13 protein-coding genes are annotated in these 16,463 nt (G+C 51.6%); 1 reads left to right on the top strand and 12 read right to left on the bottom strand.

Annotated elements, in window-relative coordinates; all coding sequences use genetic code 11:
* The 3 genes from B5F83_RS09410 to B5F83_RS09400 form a co-directional block, all read right to left on the bottom strand.
* Window positions 1-278 (bottom strand): DUF4372 domain-containing protein (locus B5F83_RS09410; RefSeq protein WP_143822525.1); only part of this gene is annotated, 278 nt, incomplete at its 3' end.
* A 391-nt stretch (window positions 279-669) separates the two neighbouring features.
* Complete coding sequence (locus B5F83_RS09405; RefSeq protein ID WP_087280102.1) at window positions 670-1,821, bottom strand: Ig-like domain-containing protein; 1,152 nt, start codon at window positions 1,819-1,821, stop codon at window positions 670-672.
* 30 nt (window positions 1,822-1,851) lie between these two features.
* Window positions 1,852-2,703 carry a bifunctional 5,10-methylenetetrahydrofolate dehydrogenase/5,10-methenyltetrahydrofolate cyclohydrolase gene (locus B5F83_RS09400; RefSeq protein WP_087280105.1) on the bottom strand — a complete coding sequence of 284 codons (852 nt, stop codon included), beginning with the start codon at window positions 2,701-2,703 and terminating at the stop codon, window positions 1,852-1,854.
* 148 nt (window positions 2,704-2,851) lie between these two features.
* Between B5F83_RS09400 and B5F83_RS09395 the strand changes: the two genes are divergently transcribed.
* A complete protein-coding gene (locus tag B5F83_RS09395) occupies window positions 2,852-3,415 on the top strand; it encodes a flavodoxin (RefSeq protein ID WP_087280108.1) in 564 nt (187 codons plus the stop codon).
* Window positions 3,416-3,467: 52 nt separating this feature from the next.
* Here B5F83_RS09395 and B5F83_RS09390 read toward each other — a convergent pair whose 3' ends face one another.
* The 9 genes from B5F83_RS09390 to purE form a co-directional block, all read right to left on the bottom strand.
* On the bottom strand, window positions 3,468-4,421 hold the full coding sequence (locus tag B5F83_RS09390; protein WP_143822524.1) for a hypothetical protein: 954 nt from the start codon (window positions 4,419-4,421) through the stop codon (window positions 3,468-3,470).
* Window positions 4,422-4,425: 4 nt separating this feature from the next.
* Window positions 4,426-4,980, bottom strand: a complete 555-nt coding sequence (locus tag B5F83_RS09385) for a hypothetical protein (RefSeq protein ID WP_087280114.1) — start codon at window positions 4,978-4,980, stop codon at window positions 4,426-4,428.
* A gap of 300 nt (window positions 4,981-5,280) precedes the next feature.
* Window positions 5,281-6,798: a phosphoribosylamine--glycine ligase gene (gene purD / locus B5F83_RS09380; RefSeq protein ID WP_087280117.1), complete on the bottom strand. Its 1,518-nt coding sequence runs from the start codon at window positions 6,796-6,798 to the stop codon at window positions 5,281-5,283.
* 23 nt (window positions 6,799-6,821) lie between these two features.
* Window positions 6,822-8,357, bottom strand: a complete 1,536-nt coding sequence (purH, locus tag B5F83_RS09375) for a bifunctional phosphoribosylaminoimidazolecarboxamide formyltransferase/IMP cyclohydrolase (RefSeq protein WP_087280118.1) — start codon at window positions 8,355-8,357, stop codon at window positions 6,822-6,824.
* A gap of 39 nt (window positions 8,358-8,396) precedes the next feature.
* Window positions 8,397-8,981: a phosphoribosylglycinamide formyltransferase gene (gene purN, locus B5F83_RS09370; protein WP_087280122.1), complete on the bottom strand. Its 585-nt coding sequence runs from the start codon at window positions 8,979-8,981 to the stop codon at window positions 8,397-8,399.
* Between the two features lie 34 nt (window positions 8,982-9,015).
* Complete coding sequence (gene purM, locus B5F83_RS09365; protein ID WP_087280125.1) at window positions 9,016-10,083, bottom strand: phosphoribosylformylglycinamidine cyclo-ligase; 1,068 nt, start codon at window positions 10,081-10,083, stop codon at window positions 9,016-9,018.
* Between the two features lie 30 nt (window positions 10,084-10,113).
* Complete coding sequence (gene purF / locus B5F83_RS09360) at window positions 10,114-12,210, bottom strand: amidophosphoribosyltransferase (protein ID WP_239383857.1); 2,097 nt, start codon at window positions 12,208-12,210, stop codon at window positions 10,114-10,116.
* Window positions 12,211-12,227: 17 nt separating this feature from the next.
* Window positions 12,228-15,929: a phosphoribosylformylglycinamidine synthase gene (locus B5F83_RS09355; RefSeq protein ID WP_087280128.1), complete on the bottom strand. Its 3,702-nt coding sequence runs from the start codon at window positions 15,927-15,929 to the stop codon at window positions 12,228-12,230.
* Between the two features lie 6 nt (window positions 15,930-15,935).
* Window positions 15,936-16,403: a 5-(carboxyamino)imidazole ribonucleotide mutase gene (gene purE / locus B5F83_RS09350; protein ID WP_087280130.1), complete on the bottom strand. Its 468-nt coding sequence runs from the start codon at window positions 16,401-16,403 to the stop codon at window positions 15,936-15,938.
* Window positions 16,404-16,463 lie beyond the last annotated feature (60 nt).

Below are 16,463 nucleotides of genomic sequence, written 5' to 3'. Positions count from 1 at the left end.
TAATCGCGTTTGGTGTTGGCATCTGCAAGAGTGCTTTTAGAGGCGTATTTCCCGAAGCCAAGATGAAAAGCCTTGTTTGCGTGCGCCTGTGTCGCAAGAACTAAGTCTCTGAGGCTCTCACGGTTGGACAGCTGCCCGAACATCATGACTGCCAGCTGATTCCAGCAGGTGAAAGACTTGACATACCGATTTCCATTGTATTTGTTTGATATTCTTAAAAATACATCCTTATCAAGGAAATCTAAAAGCTGTGAGAACACGTATTTTCCTTTATTCATGTGCCATTCTACGATAGTCTGGCAAAGATAAATTCAAATCGGCGCGCTCGTCCCATCCTTGTAATTACCTATACTTCAATATTTTCAAAGAACTTTTGCGATTTTTTACCGGACACTAATGTCCCATAATATAAAAATGTTTTAAAATAACTCCCATCGTGCCACACCGGATTTTCCGGCCGTCCTCCGTCAAGCATCCGCTGCCGTTCCGATCCGGAGTGCAAAGTTATCCCGCATGAAAGCCGCCGTCAATCACAACTTGTTATGAAAAATCCTTTTCAAATCGCCATTTCTTGCCAGTCCCGATGGATAAAAAAATGCTCCGACGGGCATTCTCAGCCTCGCCGGAGCATTCCGTATCCGTAATTGTCAGATTAAAACCTGTCCATTCCTAATTAAAGGCTATGCTGCCCCATTCGGTATCGAACCAGTTTGTAGCCGAAGCGGCCTTAGGGCTCGCCGTACCTGACTCGTAATGTTTGTCCGCATTGAGCACAAGCTCGCAGGATTCCGTAGCAAAATTGAACACGACATCTCCAAAGCCAAATGCGGCCAAAGGATCTTCGTGTATGGTAAAGTCACCGGCAGCCGTAAGTTCCAGCTTCGTCAGAGGACAGTCCATAAAAAGCCCGTAATATATTTCGGTGACTTTCGGAAGCGAAATGGAAGTGAGCGCCGTACCTCTGAATGCGTATGTATATACCGTAGTGGCTTCAGGCAACTCTATGGAGTTGAAGGCGGAGCTGTATACGAAGCACTGGTTTCCTACATATTTCACGTCTGGAGCGACTACTCTTTCCAGTTTTGGGTTGTTCCAGAAAGCCTGGCTTCCGATAGCCTCGACTTCCGAAGGTAATATTACTTCCCTCAACTCGGGAAAAGTATGGACACCGTCGAGCAATCCGCTGAATGCGAATGCAGGAATGCCTATGAATCCGTCGGTTGCAGTCTGTCCGTCAGGATTGAGCAGACCATCCACATCGACTTCAGGCCAACCGGTAACCCCGCTGAAGTCCACAACTTCGACAGCCGTTCCCACAAACGGATTGTCTATCCATGAACTGTCCATAGGTGAACCGGTAACGGACATGCCGAGCTGTTCGAAAGTTCCGGTAAACCTGAACTCCGTGATTCCGGCAGCAAGGGCCTCGTCTATGGCCGCGCGTACCTCTTCCACGCTCATTCCAGCCATATCTATGTTGCCGTCAGGAGCCGGTTCGTTTACGAAGACCTTACAGGTAGCATTCTTGTCATCGACAGTTGCCGTTACAATCGCATTTCCGGCAGCGACAGCGGTGACGAGTCCGTTTTCATCAACCGTAGCAATTGCAGTATCGGAACTTTCCCATACTATGGTCTTATTGTCGGCATTTTCAGGAAGCACTTCCGCCGTCAATTGGAAATCTTCTCCCACAAGCAAGGTAATCTCCGGTTCGTTCAATGTTACGCTTTCGACCGGTACAGGTACCGGATCCGTGTTTTTGGGTTCGCAGCCGGCAAGAATTAATGCCGCCATAACTGTCAAAAGAAAAAATTTTTTCATATCAATATAAAAATTACGTTAGTTATAAAATCATTCCCCCACATGCCTGAGGAACAAATCTATGGTATTGCGCATCAAGCAGGTGATGGTCATCGGGCCGAGACCTCCCGGAACCGGGGTTATGACAGAAGCCTTCGGGGCCACGGCATCGAAATCCACATCCCCGCACAGTTTTCCCGTATCAGGATCCCTGTTGACACCCACATCCATCACCACGGCGCCTTCGGAAACCATATCGCCCGTTATGAATTTCGGCCGTCCTATGGCAACCACGAGTATTTCGGCCTCACGCGTAACAGAAGCAAGGTCCTTTGTACGCGAATGCGCTATCGTCACAGTGGCATTGGCATCAAGGAGCAGTTTCGCTACCGGAAGGCCGACGATGTTGCTGCGCCCTACGACTACGGCCCTCTTTCCCTGCACTTCTATCCCGGCTTCCTTCAGCATGAGCATCACACCCATCGGAGTGCACGGAAGGGTACACGGACGTTTGAGTTGCAAATCCGCCACATTGAGAGGGTGGAAACCGTCCACGTCCTTGTCCTGGCGCACGGCCGCGATAATCCTGTCCGAATTGATATGCTTCGGCAGAGGGAGCTGGATAAGTATTCCGTCGACACCAGGATCGTCATTCAGACCGCCGATGACCGACAGGAGCTCTTCCTCCGAAATAGACACATCCTTGCGTATCGTCGTATTCTTTATACCCAAAGCCTCCGAAGCCTTGCTTTTACCCGTAACATACGAAACGCTTGCAGGGTCATCCCCGACAAGCACTACCACAAGGTGAGGGGCGCGCCCGTATTTTTCCGTCAGGACCTTTACTTCTTCGGCCATTCCGGACTTCATCCTGGCCGACAAATCTTTACCGCTTATTATCATAACAATACCTTCCTTTTTTCCGTATTGGCAAAATAAACATATCCTGCAAATTTACTAAAATTCCGTAAAATGTATAACCATTCACGGAATATCGGTATCGTCGCCCGCCCGCAACGCATTAATTTTGCATGAGTAAAGACATAAAGACATGAAACGGATTTTTACCTTAATCGCAACGGTCCTCGCGATATCCTGCCAGGCCTATGCACAAAACTCTGAGAACATGGAAAATTTTGAAAACATGGAAAACGGAAAAACTCTGGTGGCCTATTTTTCAGCCACCGGAACTACTGAGAGGGTTGCGGAAATGATTGCCTCCGCAACAGGGGGAAAACTTTATGAAATCGAAGCGGCAGAGCCCTATACATCCGCAGACCTCGACTGGAACGACAGGTCCTCGCGCAGCAGCATCGAAATGAATGACGGCAGTTCACGCCCTGCCATCCGAGGAGGTTTTGAGAACGTGTCGGAATACGATGTGATATATTTGGGCTTCCCCATCTGGTGGAATCTGGCACCGAGGATAATCAATACATTCCTCGAAACATACAACCTCGATGGAAAAACGGTCATACCTTTCGCCACTTCCGGAGGCAGCGGAATCAACAATTCAGTGAACGAATTGAAGAAAGCCTATCCTTCCGTAAACTGGCAATCGGGGAAACTCCTGAACCGCACCTCCGAGACCGGCATCAGGGAATGGCTGCAATAAAAGGCTGACAAAAGCTGTCCCGTCCTGAAAAAGTTTGCCGGACGGGCAGCTTCTATTCCTCTACCAGATTGAATTTTGTCGAAATTTCCTTCTGCTCGATTGCCTGCCTGAGGTTGAACCTCTTTTTCTGGGTCAGGTAACCGGCCTTTTCGCACGAAATCTCGATCTGGACATCTCCGGAATTATTGAAAGTCAGACCTTTTATATCGAAAGACTCCGTACTTTCATAAGGAGTAGTGCCGAGATAATTCTGATTGGTGTTTTTTACGTCCGGTGTAGATGAAACAACGCGCCAGTTGACATCCGCTCCTTTAGGAGAAGAATCTATGAACCAACGGATTATGGTATGTTCCAATGCCGTATCCCCGCTTCCGGTCACTTGCTTGTTTTTCTCTCCCGAAGGCGAGTCGGCCCTTCTTAGAAAATATGCGACCCTGTCCCAATCGATATTTTCCAAAGCCTCCCCGTAAGCGGCGTTCAATGCATTCGCCGCAATTGCAAAATCGACAGGACTGCCCGATAATGAAGCCCTTCCGGTTACGGCAGTGCGCGGATACACGAGATTCCGGCTTTCATCATACACCAACATGTCAAAGCATACGGTTCCCATCCATCCCATGCCCGACAGATAGCTTATCTGATACTGGGTTATCTCAATCTGAAGCAAATAGTCAGTGTTGATGTCGGCATCAATGTCGAACCCCATGGTCTGCATGTACTTCCTCATGCTTTCGGAGACGAACGACTTGATATCGGGATAGGTGCTGACCTGCGGCCTTGCCTGCCCGAAGTTCACATCATACTTGTTCAGAACCATGGTTTGCGGCCTCTTGTCCTGAATATTGAGCCTTACGCCGTAATCCATGTTTATGTAAATGTCCGACGGTGGCAAAACACCGAGGTTCAGCGGGATAGTATATGACTGGGGTGTCGTTACTACATTTCTGGACGAGCCGCAACCGGCCAGCAGAAGCAGACATAGAGCAAATAAGGAAAAATGTTTCATATTCTTAATCGTTTATAAGTTTAATCAGTTTTGCCGAAGCCTCGGTAGTGTAGCTTATGGTCTTGCCCTTGGAAGAAGCCATCGTAGTAATCGTAGGCTCGAAAAGCGCATCCGCCCCGTATTCCTTGGCCAGGCTTATCAGGCGGTACAAAGCCAGGCGCCTTACGATTTCTTCGGCTGGGATATAATTCGAATCCGAACTGTATATGTTGGAATTTCCCAAATAGCCCAAACGGACTACCCCTTCACATGTTTCATACTCCAGATACCTGCTGCCGTTATATTTTATGATATCATAAACCAATTTGAACTCACCGTTCTCCTCGGTAATCGTCCTTCTCGACCTCCTGTTGTCGGAATTGACCGTCGCCGTGGCGGATACGGACTTTAAAATCGTAAAATCATCCCTGTCCAGCCGCATGTCCTTAATGCCGACAGCCGGCATATTGCTTATCGCGGTGGTGGGAATAAGGCTGCTTTGCGCATCCGCTTCATGAAACGGACACAGAAGCAGACAAAGGGCAAATGCCATGAATGCGTTGAATTTAAACTGTCTCATACCGATTCTGTTTTAAACGTTGGTTTTTTCTTGAATGTTTTCCGGACACGCCGTCCTCCAGAGGGAAAATTCTAATTCTTTTATAATCAATTTTTATCGGATCCTGGCGGAATGACAAAATTATTGTTTATATTTACCGCTGAAAACCAACGTTTTAAACGGAAGACACACAGGATTCCTGTATCGTAACCGATTCGACAATGTAAAGGCAGACAACATAATGAAAAGGCCGCCCTTGACGGACGGCCCTTTCTGAAAAATCATAATATAATGAAACTGTGCTTGTCAGCCCATCGGCAGTCAGCCGTTACCGGCTCCGGAAAGAGCCCAGTGCCCGATGTCCTTGCGGTAAAACAGGTTAGGACAATCGATTTGGGAAACAGCCCTATATGCCTTGTCGCGGGCTTCACTCAACGACGGTGCGGAAGCTACAACGATGAGCACCCGGCCTCCGGCAGTGCGGTAATGTCCGTCCGAGAACGAAGTTCCCATGTGGTAAACCCTGACCCCGTCAAAGTTCCCTGCCCCGGCAACATCCGTTGCTCCGGAAAGGACAACATTGCCTGCCCCGACAGCACCGGCCACAGCAGCCCCAGCCGAGCCGGCAACGCCTGCCGAACCAGCAGCATCAGCAGCATCGGCAAAGCGCTCCAGGCCTTTGATTTCAAAGCCTTTTTCGTAGTGTGCAGGATAGCCTTTCGAAGCCATTACGACACCGATTGTAGGCTCATCGCTCCACTGTATCCCATTCTCGAAACCGGAAACCGTGTGAAGGTCCCTCCCGTCGGCCACAGCGGAGAAGATATCGTAAATATCGCTCCTCAGCCGCGGAAGCACCACTTCCGTTTCCGGATCGCCGAAACGTGCATTGAATTCTATCACCTTGATACCGTCGCGGCATTTCATCAGCCCGCCGTAAAGCACGCCCTTGAAAGGCCTGCCCTCGGCAACCATGGCTTTCGCAACCGGTTCCATTATCGAATGCAGGGCAAAATCCCTGTCCGCCTCAGTCACGAAAGGAAGCCCCGTATAGGCGCCCATTCCTCCCGTATTGGGACCTTCATCCCCATCGTAAGCGCGTTTGTGATCCTGTGAAAGCAACATCGGATAAACCCTCTCGCCGTCCACGAAACAAAGGAAGGAAAATTCGGGACCTTCCAAAAATTCCTCGATAACAACCTTGGAATCCCCGCCATAGACATTGTCGTCAAGCATATCCTTCAGTGCGGCACAGGCCTCATCGAAACACGAGGCTATCACCACCCCTTTGCCGGCCGCGAGACCGTCATATTTCAACACGACAGGATAAGAATGCCCCCTGACATATTCCACGGCGCTGCCATAGTCGATAAAGGAACGGTAGGATGCAGTCGGAATCCCGTATTTCTCCATAAGTTTTTTCGCAAACTCCTTGCTCGACTCTATGGCCGTTGCGGCCTTCGAAGGAGCGAAAATGCGCAGCCCGGCCTCGGCAAAACTGTCGGCGATACCGGCCGCAAGGGCCGCTTCCGGCCCTACTACAGTAAGATCAACACCATTGTCTACAGCAAAAGCCTTCAAAGCCTCTACGTCATTGTCCTTTATAGGCACGCATTCGGCCTGGGAAGCAATGCCGGCATTTCCGGGAGCGCAGAATATCCTGGCCACTTTCGGACTGCGCGAAAGCGCATCCACTATGGCATGGCAACGGCCCCCGCCACCGACTACGAGCACAGTGGCGGCCTGTGGCAATTCCACATTGACCCCTCTGACAATTTTGGAATACTCGGCCGCCCTTCCGTCCGGGCCCTGGTGTAAAAAATGGTTTATGATTTCCATATCCTATCAGCGTTTGAAACCTATCAGTGTTTGAAATGTCTTGTCCCGGTAAACAGCATGGCTATTCCGGCTTCATCGGCCTTGACGACCGAATCGTTGTCCCTGACACTTCCGCCAGGCTGCACTATGGCATCCACTCCGCTTCCGGCCGCAAGGGTCACGCAATCATCGAACGGGAAGAAGCCGTCGGAAGCCATCACGAGACCTTCCTTCAGGCCCTTTGCAGCCGCTTCCTTCAAGGCTATCTCCGCCGAGCCGATACGGTTCATCTGTCCGGCCCCCACTCCGGCAGTCACCCCGTCCTTCACGACGACTATCGCATTGGACTTGACATGTTTTACTATCTTCCACGCAAACTCAAGATCCGACATCATCTTGTCCGAAGGCTGTTTCTTGGTCACCGTCATGGACTTGGAAAGTTTTTCCTCACCGGAATCCGCATCCTGTGCCAACAGCCCGCCGCGCACTGAAACATACTGCATCACAGGCCTGTCGGCAGAAGACATATCGACCTTGAGCAGACGGACGTTTTTCTTGGCACGGAGGATTTCCAGCGCCCCGTCGGTAAACGAAGGGGCCATTATGATTTCAAGGAACACTGGTTTCAGCTCAGCGGCAAGCGCCTCGTCGATTTCCCTGTTCAGGGCCACGATTCCTCCGAAAATGCTCACACTGTCGGCAGCATAGCATTTGCGCCATGCATCGAGGGCATCCGTCCCCACGGCGGCACCGCAAGGATTCATGTGCTTGACACCCACGCAGAACGGCTCGCCGAACTCACGGACAATCTGCAAGGCCGCATTCGCATCCTGGATATTGTTATACGAAAGTTCCTTTCCGTTAAGCTGCTCAGCCGTAGCCAACGAATAAGGGCATTTGTCGGAAGACACATAGAATTTCGCCTTCTGGTGAGGATTTTCGCCGTATCTCAGCTCCTGTTTAAGGTCATATTCAAGGAAAAGTTTCTCGTTCAGCCCGGCCTGCTTCCTCATATAGGAGGCTATGCACGAATCGTATTCCGCCGTGTGGGTATACGCCTTTGCTGACAGCTTCAGACGGGTTTCCGGAAGCGTATCCCCGAAACGTCCTATCTCATCCAGAACCACAGGATAATCGGCCGAATCGCAGACTACAGTGACGAATTTCCAGTTCTTTGCAGCGCTCCTGAGCATCGAAGGACCTCCGATATCGATATTTTCAATCGCCTCGTCCATTATCACACCTTCCCTGGCAATCGTCTCGCGGAAAGGATACAGATTGACACATACAAGGTCTATATACTCTATCGCATTTATCTTCAGCTCCTTTACATGGCTGCGCATATCCCTGCGGGCCAAAATCCCCCCGTGTATGTTCGGATGAAGGGTCTTTACCCTCCCGTCGCATATTTCGGGAAAACCGGTCACATCGCTGATATTCGTTATGTCGAGTCCGCTGTCACGGAGCAGTTTCATCGTTCCTCCGGTGGCTATCACCTCCCAACCGGCCTTTATCAATGAAGCGGCGAAATCAACCACGCCGCTCTTGTCGCTTACGCTGATCAAGGCTCTTTTTGCCATAATCCTTCCTTGTTTTTAAGAAAATTTTTATAAAAATCTTTATTTTTCAACAATTTCCAGTTTTTTCAACTCGCATTGCAGCGCTTCGGGATAAAGCCGGTGCTCGATTTCGTGTATCCTGCGCTCCACCTCGTCCACATCGTCTCCATAATACTCGAAAGCGCGTTGGGCGACAATCGTTCCCCCGTCCACGGTTTCATCGATATAATGCACCGTGACCCCGAAAACCTTGACACCGAATGCAAATGAATCCCGGATCGCATGGGCCCCCTTGAAAGCCGGAAGCAACGCCGGGTGTATGTTCAGAATCCTTCCCCCGTATGCTTCCATAAGAACCCTGCCGACTATCCTCATATAACCGGCAAGGGCAACCATCTCCACACCGAGCGAATCCAGAAGCCCCGTTATCTCCGTTTCAAAGGCTTCTTTGGAAGCGTAAGATTTGGGAGAAAAAACGAAAGTCCTGATTCCGAAACGCTCCGCCCTGCCGATGACCGCAGCCGAAGGGTTGTCGCACACCAACAGCACGATGTCCGCATCGAGCGAACCTTCCGCACACGCATTGGCTATTGCTTCGAAATTCGTCCCGCTCCCGCTTGCGAAAACGGCTATCTTATGCTTCATAGGGCAGTAAAACCTTATATCTTATACGAAAAAATTACATTTTAATATAAACGCCGCTCGCACCGTCGGTGACTTCGCTGCCGTTTTTCGGAGCATGTCCGCGCTCGACCACCTTTCCGATAACGGAAGCCTCAAGCGAATGGGAAGCGAGTATTCCGAGAGCCCTTTCAGCATCTTCGGCAGCCAGAGCGACAACAAGGCCTATGCCCATGTTGAAGACATTGTACATCTCCCGGTGAGGAATCTTTCCCCATTTTTCGAGAGCCTCGAACACTGGGAGTATTTTCCAACTGCCCTCTTCTATTTCGACGGCCTGCCCAGGCTTGAGGATACGCGGTATGTTTTCATCGAAACCGCCTCCGGTTATATGGCTGATTCCATGCACGTCCACTTTCGAGAGCAGGTCGAGCACGGGCTTCACGTATATCTTCGTAGGGGTAAGAAGCACTTCGCCGACAGTCTTTCCGCTGTCCCCGAAAGGCGAGCCGAGAGCTATGCCGTTATCGGCAATTATTTTCCTGACAAGGCTGAAACCATTGGAATGCACCCCTGTAGATGCCACGCCTATGAGCACGTCTCCGGCAGAGACCTTGCTCCCGTCAATCAGCCTGGATTTTTCCACGACTCCGCAGGTAAAACCGGCTATGTCGTATTCGCCGTTCCCGTACATTCCCGGCATCTCGGCCGTCTCCCCTCCTATCAGGGCGCAGCCTGCCTGACGGCAGCCTTCGGCGACACCGGCGACTATGGCCTCGACTTTCTCCGGGACATTGTGCCCTACAGCCACATAATCAAGGAAAAACAGGGGCTCCGCACCCTGGGCAAGAACATCGTTCACGCACATCGCCACGGCATCTATGCCTATGGTATCATGCATGTCCATTTCGAATGCGAGTTTCAGCTTGGTACCCACGCCGTCGGTCCCGCTCACGAGCACCGGTTCCTTGAAACCGAGGGACGAAAGGTCGAACATGCCCCCGAAAGAGCCTATGCCGCCCATCATTCCCGGCCTCGCCGTACTTTTGACGTGACTTTTTATGCGGCGTACCACTTCATATCCGGCTTCAAGGTTAACACCGGCTTTTTCATATACTTCGGCCATAATCGTATCTAATTTTATAATTGCACAAAATCAAATTTCGAGTTCTACGGCATTGTCGTACAGCTCGGTAGGATAAAGCCCGTCGAAACATGCCATACAAAGGTCGCTGCGGCGCCCCGCTTCAAGGAGCCCTTTGGTAGACAGATAGGCAAGCGAATCCGCTCCGATGATTTTCCTAATCTCCTCCACGGTATGGCTCGCCCCTATCAGTTCCCTCCTCTTACTCGTATCCACTCCGTAAAAACAAGGGTAGGCATATACCGGGCTGGCAATCCTCACATGTACGGCTGCGGCTCCCGAATCCTTCAGCAGCCTCACTATGCGTTTCGAGGTCGTGCCCCTGACTATCGAATCGTCGATAAGCACGACACGTTTTCCTTTCACTATATCCTTCAGGGAAGACAGTTTCAGCCTTACGCCGTTTTCCCTCAACTCCTGGGACGGCTGGATGAACGTCCTGCCTATATATCTGTTCTTTATCAGCCCCATCTCGTACGGGATGCCGCTCGCCTCGCTGTAACCGATTGCCGCACTGAGGCTTGAATCCGGCACGCCCACCACTATGTCGGCCTCTGCCGGAGCCTCGGCATATAGAATCCTGCCCGACTCCTTCCTGAAGGCATGTACGTTGCAGCCCTCTATGGTACTGTCCGGACGGGCGAAATAGATATACTCCATGGCGCACATCTTATGGCGCTTGAATGTTGAAAAATGGTTCGAGCGGATGCCTTTGTCATCGATGCAGATAATCTCGCCCGGTTCCACATCCCTTATATATTCGGCCCCTATTATATCGAAAGCGCAGGTTTCGCTGCTTACGACATAGCCGTCGCCCAACCGTGCAATCGAAAGCGGACGGAGCCCGTACTTGTCACGGCAGGCATAAAGCCTGTTGCGGGTCAGTATGACGAAAGCGAAACCGCCCTCGATCATGTTCAGGGCATCCATGATGGCATCGATACGGGCCTCCGAATTCGTTTCCTTCTTTATGAGATGGGCTATTATCTCGCTGTCGGAAGTGGAATGGAAGAGGCTCCCCTGTTTTTCAAGATACTTCCTCAGCAATGAAGAATTCACTATGTTCCCGTTATGGGCAACAGCGAAATCCCCCGTATGGTGATGGAAGACGAAAGGCTGCACATTGTCATATCCCCCGCCCCCGGCAGTTGAATAACGCACATGGCCTATGGCCTTGTCGCCTTCGAGCCTGGACAGGTTGTCCTGATTGAACACCTCCACGACAAGCCCCTCGTCCTTCTTGCACATCATCCTCCCTTCGCCGTCCACGGTAACGATTCCGCAGGCTTCCTGCCCCCTGTGCTGAAGGGAATGCAGCCCGTAATAGACGAACTGTGCGGCATCCTTCACGTTATAGATGCCGAAAACACCGCATTCCTCATGTATCTCACAGTCATCGGGAGCATATTCGACTTTCAGGCGGGACAGAATCTCATTGTATCCCTCTATCACCTTTCCCATATCGCGGCGGAAACGGTCCTTGTCGAGTTTCTTGCCCGTATCCATGTCCCAGAGGCGGCATGAATCGGGAGAAATCTCGTCGGCAAGGATTATCCCGCCCTCCGGAGTACGCCCGAACTCTATCTTGAAATCCACCAGCGTGATGCGTATCTTCGCAAAAAGCCCGGACAGGACTTCGTCGATACGCCTTGTCTGCCCGTAAATGTATTCGAGTTCATCATAGGTAACGAGTCCGAGGGCCACGGCCTGGTGGTCGTTAATCAGAGGGTCCCCGAGATTCTTGTTCTTGTAACAGAGGTCGTATATCGTATTCAAAGGTTTCGTTCCTTCGGGTATGCCGAGCCTCTTGCACATGGAACCGGCGATGATGTTCCTCACAATCACTTCCACAGGGATGATTTCCACTTTGCGGCAAAGCTGGTCGCGCTTCCCGAGCGTTCTTATGAAATGCGTCCTGATTCCGGCCGCCTCCAGCTGCTCGTAAATGATTGCGGAAATCTGATTGTTGATTATGCCTTTATTCGCGATATTGGCTATCTTGATTTCATTGTATGCGGTAGCCGTATCCTTGTAATGCACGATTATCTTGTCCGGTTCACCGCTCTGGAATATCTGTTTCGATTTGCCTTCTACTAACAATTCCTTCATTTCCATCGAAAATTCTCCTATTGTATTTTACGAAAATATGCCACGGCATTCGCGAAAAGGTCCTCCGACGGAAGGAAATCCGGATAATTCCGGTACAGTCCTTCAACGCATCTCTCGCTGTGCCCCATCTTTCCGAGTATCTTCCCGTCCTCGGAAATTATGCCTTCGATCGAAGCCGTCGACCCGTTCGGGTTGTCTTCATACTGGAAGGCCACCTGCCCGTTGGAAAAGAGTTTTTCGGCCATCCGCTGCGAAACCACGAATTTTCCTTCGCCGTGGCTTACCGGAACCACATGCCTGTCGCCGACACTGAAACCCGAAAGCCAAGGAGAGGCCGTCGAAGCCACCCTGGTCGTCACAAGCCGGGAAATATGCCTGTTCACATCATTGCGGAACAGTGTAGGGCTTTCCTTGTCAAGCATTCCGAGTCTGCCGTAAGGAAGAAGTCCGGATTTAACAAGGGCCTGGAATCCGTTGCATATGCCGAGTATCAGTCCACCCCTGTCCAGAAGCCTGTGGACAGCCTCGGCCACCGATACGTTGCCGAGGACATTGGCTATGAATTTGCCGCTTCCGTCAGGCTCGTCCCCGGAAGAAAAACCTCCGCTGAGCATGATTATGTCCGCGTTGTCGATATGGCGGCACATCCTGTCTATCGAATCCAGCACGTCGCGGCCCGTCATATTCAGGAAAATATCCGTCCTGACTTCCGCCCCGGCCTTCTCAAAGGCCCTCCTGCTGTCGTAATCGCAATTGGTTCCCGGGAAAACAGGAAGATAAACGACCGGATGTTCCACCGGCCTGCCTGGGTATACGGCAGCCTTCCTGTCACCGGAATACGGCCTGAAATCGCCCGTGCTGTCCTTCCCGCAATCAGGATAGACCGTCTCGAAACGGGCCTTATTGGCCTTCAACGCTTCGGCGACGGATATTTCCGCCATTTCCCCGGTAACCTTTTCAGTGAAACGCAGGATACCCGAGGAGGAAATACGGCCAATCTCTTCCACAGCTGGATGGGAAGGCAGCTCCCTGCACTCTATGATGAAAGAACCGTAAGAATAATCGAACATATCCTTTTCCGAAAGGCAGACGTCCGCACCTATCACGTTTCCGAAAGACATCTTGCAGATTGCTTCCGCAGCTCCTCCGAAACCTATGGCGTATGCCGAAACTATGTTCCCGGAAGCTATTTCGGAATGCATCATCGCGAAAACGGACTTGAGGGCCGCCACATCCGGCATCCTGTCCTTTCCATGCCTGTGGCGTACGAGGGCGAGCCTGCCGGAAGTACCCTTGAACTCCGGAGATATCAGCTTGCGCGAATCAGCCGTGGTTATGGCGAAGGACATCAGCATCGGAGGGACATTCAGATTCCTGAATGTACCGCTCATGGAATCCTTGCCGCCTATTGAAGGAAGACCGAAAGCGGCCTGCATCTTCAGGGCGCCGAGAAGGGCCGCGAAAGGCTTGCCCCACGAAATCGGGGAAGACATCCTTTCGAAATATTCCTGGAATGAAAATCTGATATGAGAATAATCAGCCCCGCTGGCGGCGATTTTGGCTATGGATTCGACTACCGCGTATGCAGCCCCGTGATAAGGGCTCCATTCGGCTATATAAGGATTGTATCCGACGGACATTACCGAGGCGGTATTAGTCTCGCCATCGAGCACCGGAAGTTTCTGGGCCGATACCTGAACCTCTGTTTCCTGGTTTTTCCCGCCGAAAGGCATCAGTACCGTAGTCGCCCCTATGGTGGAATCGAACATCTCCACAAGCCCTTTCTGCGACAACACGTTCCTGTCCGAAAGATTGGCCTCTATGCGCTCCCTGAGCGAGTTTCCCGGGATTTTCCTCACGAACGGGTCGATGTCCTCCACCGCCCGGACTTCGATATCTGCAAAATGCTTCGCGCCGGCACTGTCTATGAAACTGCGGGCCATGTCCACGACGGCATTGCCCTTGTAAAACATCTGCAAACGACCGCTGTCGGTGACATCCGCCACGTATGTGACTTCTATATTTTCTTCATGGCAGTACCCTTCGAACTCTTCCCTGTCGGCAGCTTCCACTACCACCGCCATCCTTTCCTGGGATTCGGAAATGGCCAGTTCCGTAGCGTTCAGGCCGCTGTACTTGACCGGAACACGGTCGAGCCATATTTTCAGTCCTCCGGCGAGCTCCCCAATGGCTACGCTCACCCCTCCGGCGCCGAAGTCATTGGACTTTTTCACAAGCCTCGTGACCTCAGGCCTCCTGAAAAGCCTTTGCAGCTTGCGCTCCTCCGGGGCATTGCCTTTCTGCACCTCCGAGGAACATTCGTAAAGCGATTTGGCATTGTGCTCTTTGGAAGAGCCTGTGGCTCCACCTATGCCGTCACGTCCGGTACGCCCTCCGAGCATGAGTATGACATCTCCCGCCTTCGGGGATTCCCTACGCACGGAAGAAGCCTTCACGGCCCCTACGACGGCACCGACCTCAAGTCTCTTCGCGACATAGTCGTCATGATAAATTTCCCTTACGTAGGTCGTCGCAAGCCCTATCTGGTTGCCGTAGCTCGAATAGCCAGCGGCGGCTTTCGTGGAAATCACTTTCTGCGGAAGTTTTCCTTCCAGAGTTTCCTCCACGCCGGCATATATGTTGCCCGCCCCGGTCACGCGCATCGCCTGATACACGTAACTGCGGCCGGACAGAGGGTCCCTGATGGCGCCTCCCAGACAGGTGGAGGCCCCGCCGAACGGCTCTATCTCGGTCGGATGGTTATGGGTTTCGTTCTTGAACTGGAGCAGCCATTTCTGGGGCTCCCCGTTCACGTCGACATCCACATATATGCTGCATGCATTATTTTCTTCACTTACTTCCAAATCGTCGAGAAGCCCTTTGGAACGCAGGTATCTCGCACCTATCGTGGCCATGTCCATCAGGCAGATATCCTTTCCGCCGCGGCCGAGTTCCTCCCTCATCCTCAGATACTCGCCGTATGCCTCCTTCATTTCCGAGGCGATGAAGGAATCGTCTATCCTGATATGCTCTATCACCGATGTGAATGTCGTATGGCGGCAGTGGTCGCTCCAATACGTATCGAGGATACGGAGCTCCGTCTCGTTAGGATCACGGCCTTCCCCGTTGAAATATTTTACTACCTCTTTAAGGTCCGCCGCATTCATCGAAAGGCGCATCTGCCCGCAATATTCCCGGAGCTCATCGTCCTTCAGTTCCCTGAACCCTTCGAGCACCGGCACCGGGCGCACTTCGGCCTGTTCCATGTCGTCGAGTACCGAAAGGTCCTTCACCCTCGACTCCACGGCATTCACATAGTATTTTTCTATTCTGGAAAGTTCTTCGGGGGTAACTCCGTCATCGAAAACGAGAAGCCTCGACGACCTTATATTGATATCAGCATCCGGCTCTATCAGATGCACGCAGTCGATTGCGGAAGCCGCACGCTGGTCGAACTGCCCCGGAAGGTACTCCACCGCAAGGAACGGATGGCCTCCGAAATCGAAATCGTCCGTAACCACATCGGTTACGACCTCGCCGAAAACACGGTAACGGCATTTTTCAAGCAATTCGCGGGAAAACCCGAAGAGATCGTATACATTCACCAGCCGCAACCCGGCTATCGAAAGGGACAGATTGCGGTTCAGTTCGTTCTTCAGGCTGTCTGCCTCGACCCTGAACCTCGGATGCTTTTCGACAAAAATCCTGTAATTCGACATATCGGCTTAAATCTGCGCATTCAGAACCTGTTCCGTCTGCTTTTTCCTGAATTCTTCCAATTTAACGGCCAGTTCCGGATCGGACAGCGCCAGGATGGAAACCGCCATCAGACCCGCATTCTTCGCTCCGTTGATGGCCATGGTTGCAACCGGAATCCCGGAAGGCATCTGTACCATGGACAGAAGCGAATCGAGGCCGTTCAACGCATTGCTCTTCACAGGGACCCCTATCACGGGAAGCGTTGTCATGGCCGCCACTACGCCAGGAAGATGGGCAGCACCTCCTGCACCTGCTATTATGACCTTCAGCCCCCGCTTGGCAGCGGTAGAAGCGTATTCGTATGTTTTCTGGGGTGCGCGGTGAGCGCTGATGACTGATTTTTCGAACTCTACTCCAAACTGTTGGAGAATATCGGCGGCGGCTGACATTACTTCATAGTCGCTCGTCGATCCCATGATGATCCCGACTTCCATAACCTTAGATATTTTAAACGCTCGCAAAAATAGTAAGATTTCTTGATTTATTATGAAAAA

Origin of the sequence: Muribaculum sp. An289 (genome assembly GCF_002159555.1) — a bacterium.
GTDB lineage: Bacteria > Bacteroidota > Bacteroidia > Bacteroidales > UBA932 > Merdivivens > Merdivivens faecigallinarum.
This window is presented reverse-complemented; position numbering and strand designations above follow the sequence as displayed.

What these genes read in the sequence shown, in the direction of transcription:
- B5F83_RS09405 (WP_087280102.1), bottom strand. Translation starts at nt 1,821, where the DNA reads ATGAAAAAATTTTTTCTTTTGACAGTTATGGCGGCATTAATTCTTGCC.
- B5F83_RS09400 (WP_087280105.1), bottom strand. Translation starts at nt 2,703, where the DNA reads ATGATAATAAGCGGTAAAGATTTGTCGGCCAGGATGAAGTCCGGAATG.
- B5F83_RS09395 (WP_087280108.1), top strand. Translation starts at nt 2,852, where the DNA reads ATGAAACGGATTTTTACCTTAATCGCAACGGTCCTCGCGATATCCTGC.
- B5F83_RS09390 (WP_143822524.1), bottom strand. Translation starts at nt 4,421, where the DNA reads ATGAAACATTTTTCCTTATTTGCTCTATGTCTGCTTCTGCTGGCCGGT.
- B5F83_RS09385 (WP_087280114.1), bottom strand. Translation starts at nt 4,980, where the DNA reads ATGAGACAGTTTAAATTCAACGCATTCATGGCATTTGCCCTTTGTCTG.
- purD (WP_087280117.1), bottom strand. Translation starts at nt 6,798, where the DNA reads ATGGAAATCATAAACCATTTTTTACACCAGGGCCCGGACGGAAGGGCG.
- purH (WP_087280118.1), bottom strand. Translation starts at nt 8,357, where the DNA reads ATGGCAAAAAGAGCCTTGATCAGCGTAAGCGACAAGAGCGGCGTGGTT.
- purN (WP_087280122.1), bottom strand. Translation starts at nt 8,981, where the DNA reads ATGAAGCATAAGATAGCCGTTTTCGCAAGCGGGAGCGGGACGAATTTC.
- purM (WP_087280125.1), bottom strand. Translation starts at nt 10,083, where the DNA reads ATGGCCGAAGTATATGAAAAAGCCGGTGTTAACCTTGAAGCCGGATAT.
- purF (WP_239383857.1), bottom strand. Translation starts at nt 12,210, where the DNA reads ATGAAGGAATTGTTAGTAGAAGGCAAATCGAAACAGATATTCCAGAGC.
- B5F83_RS09355 (WP_087280128.1), bottom strand. Translation starts at nt 15,929, where the DNA reads ATGTCGAATTACAGGATTTTTGTCGAAAAGCATCCGAGGTTCAGGGTC.
- purE (WP_087280130.1), bottom strand. Translation starts at nt 16,403, where the DNA reads ATGGAAGTCGGGATCATCATGGGATCGACGAGCGACTATGAAGTAATG.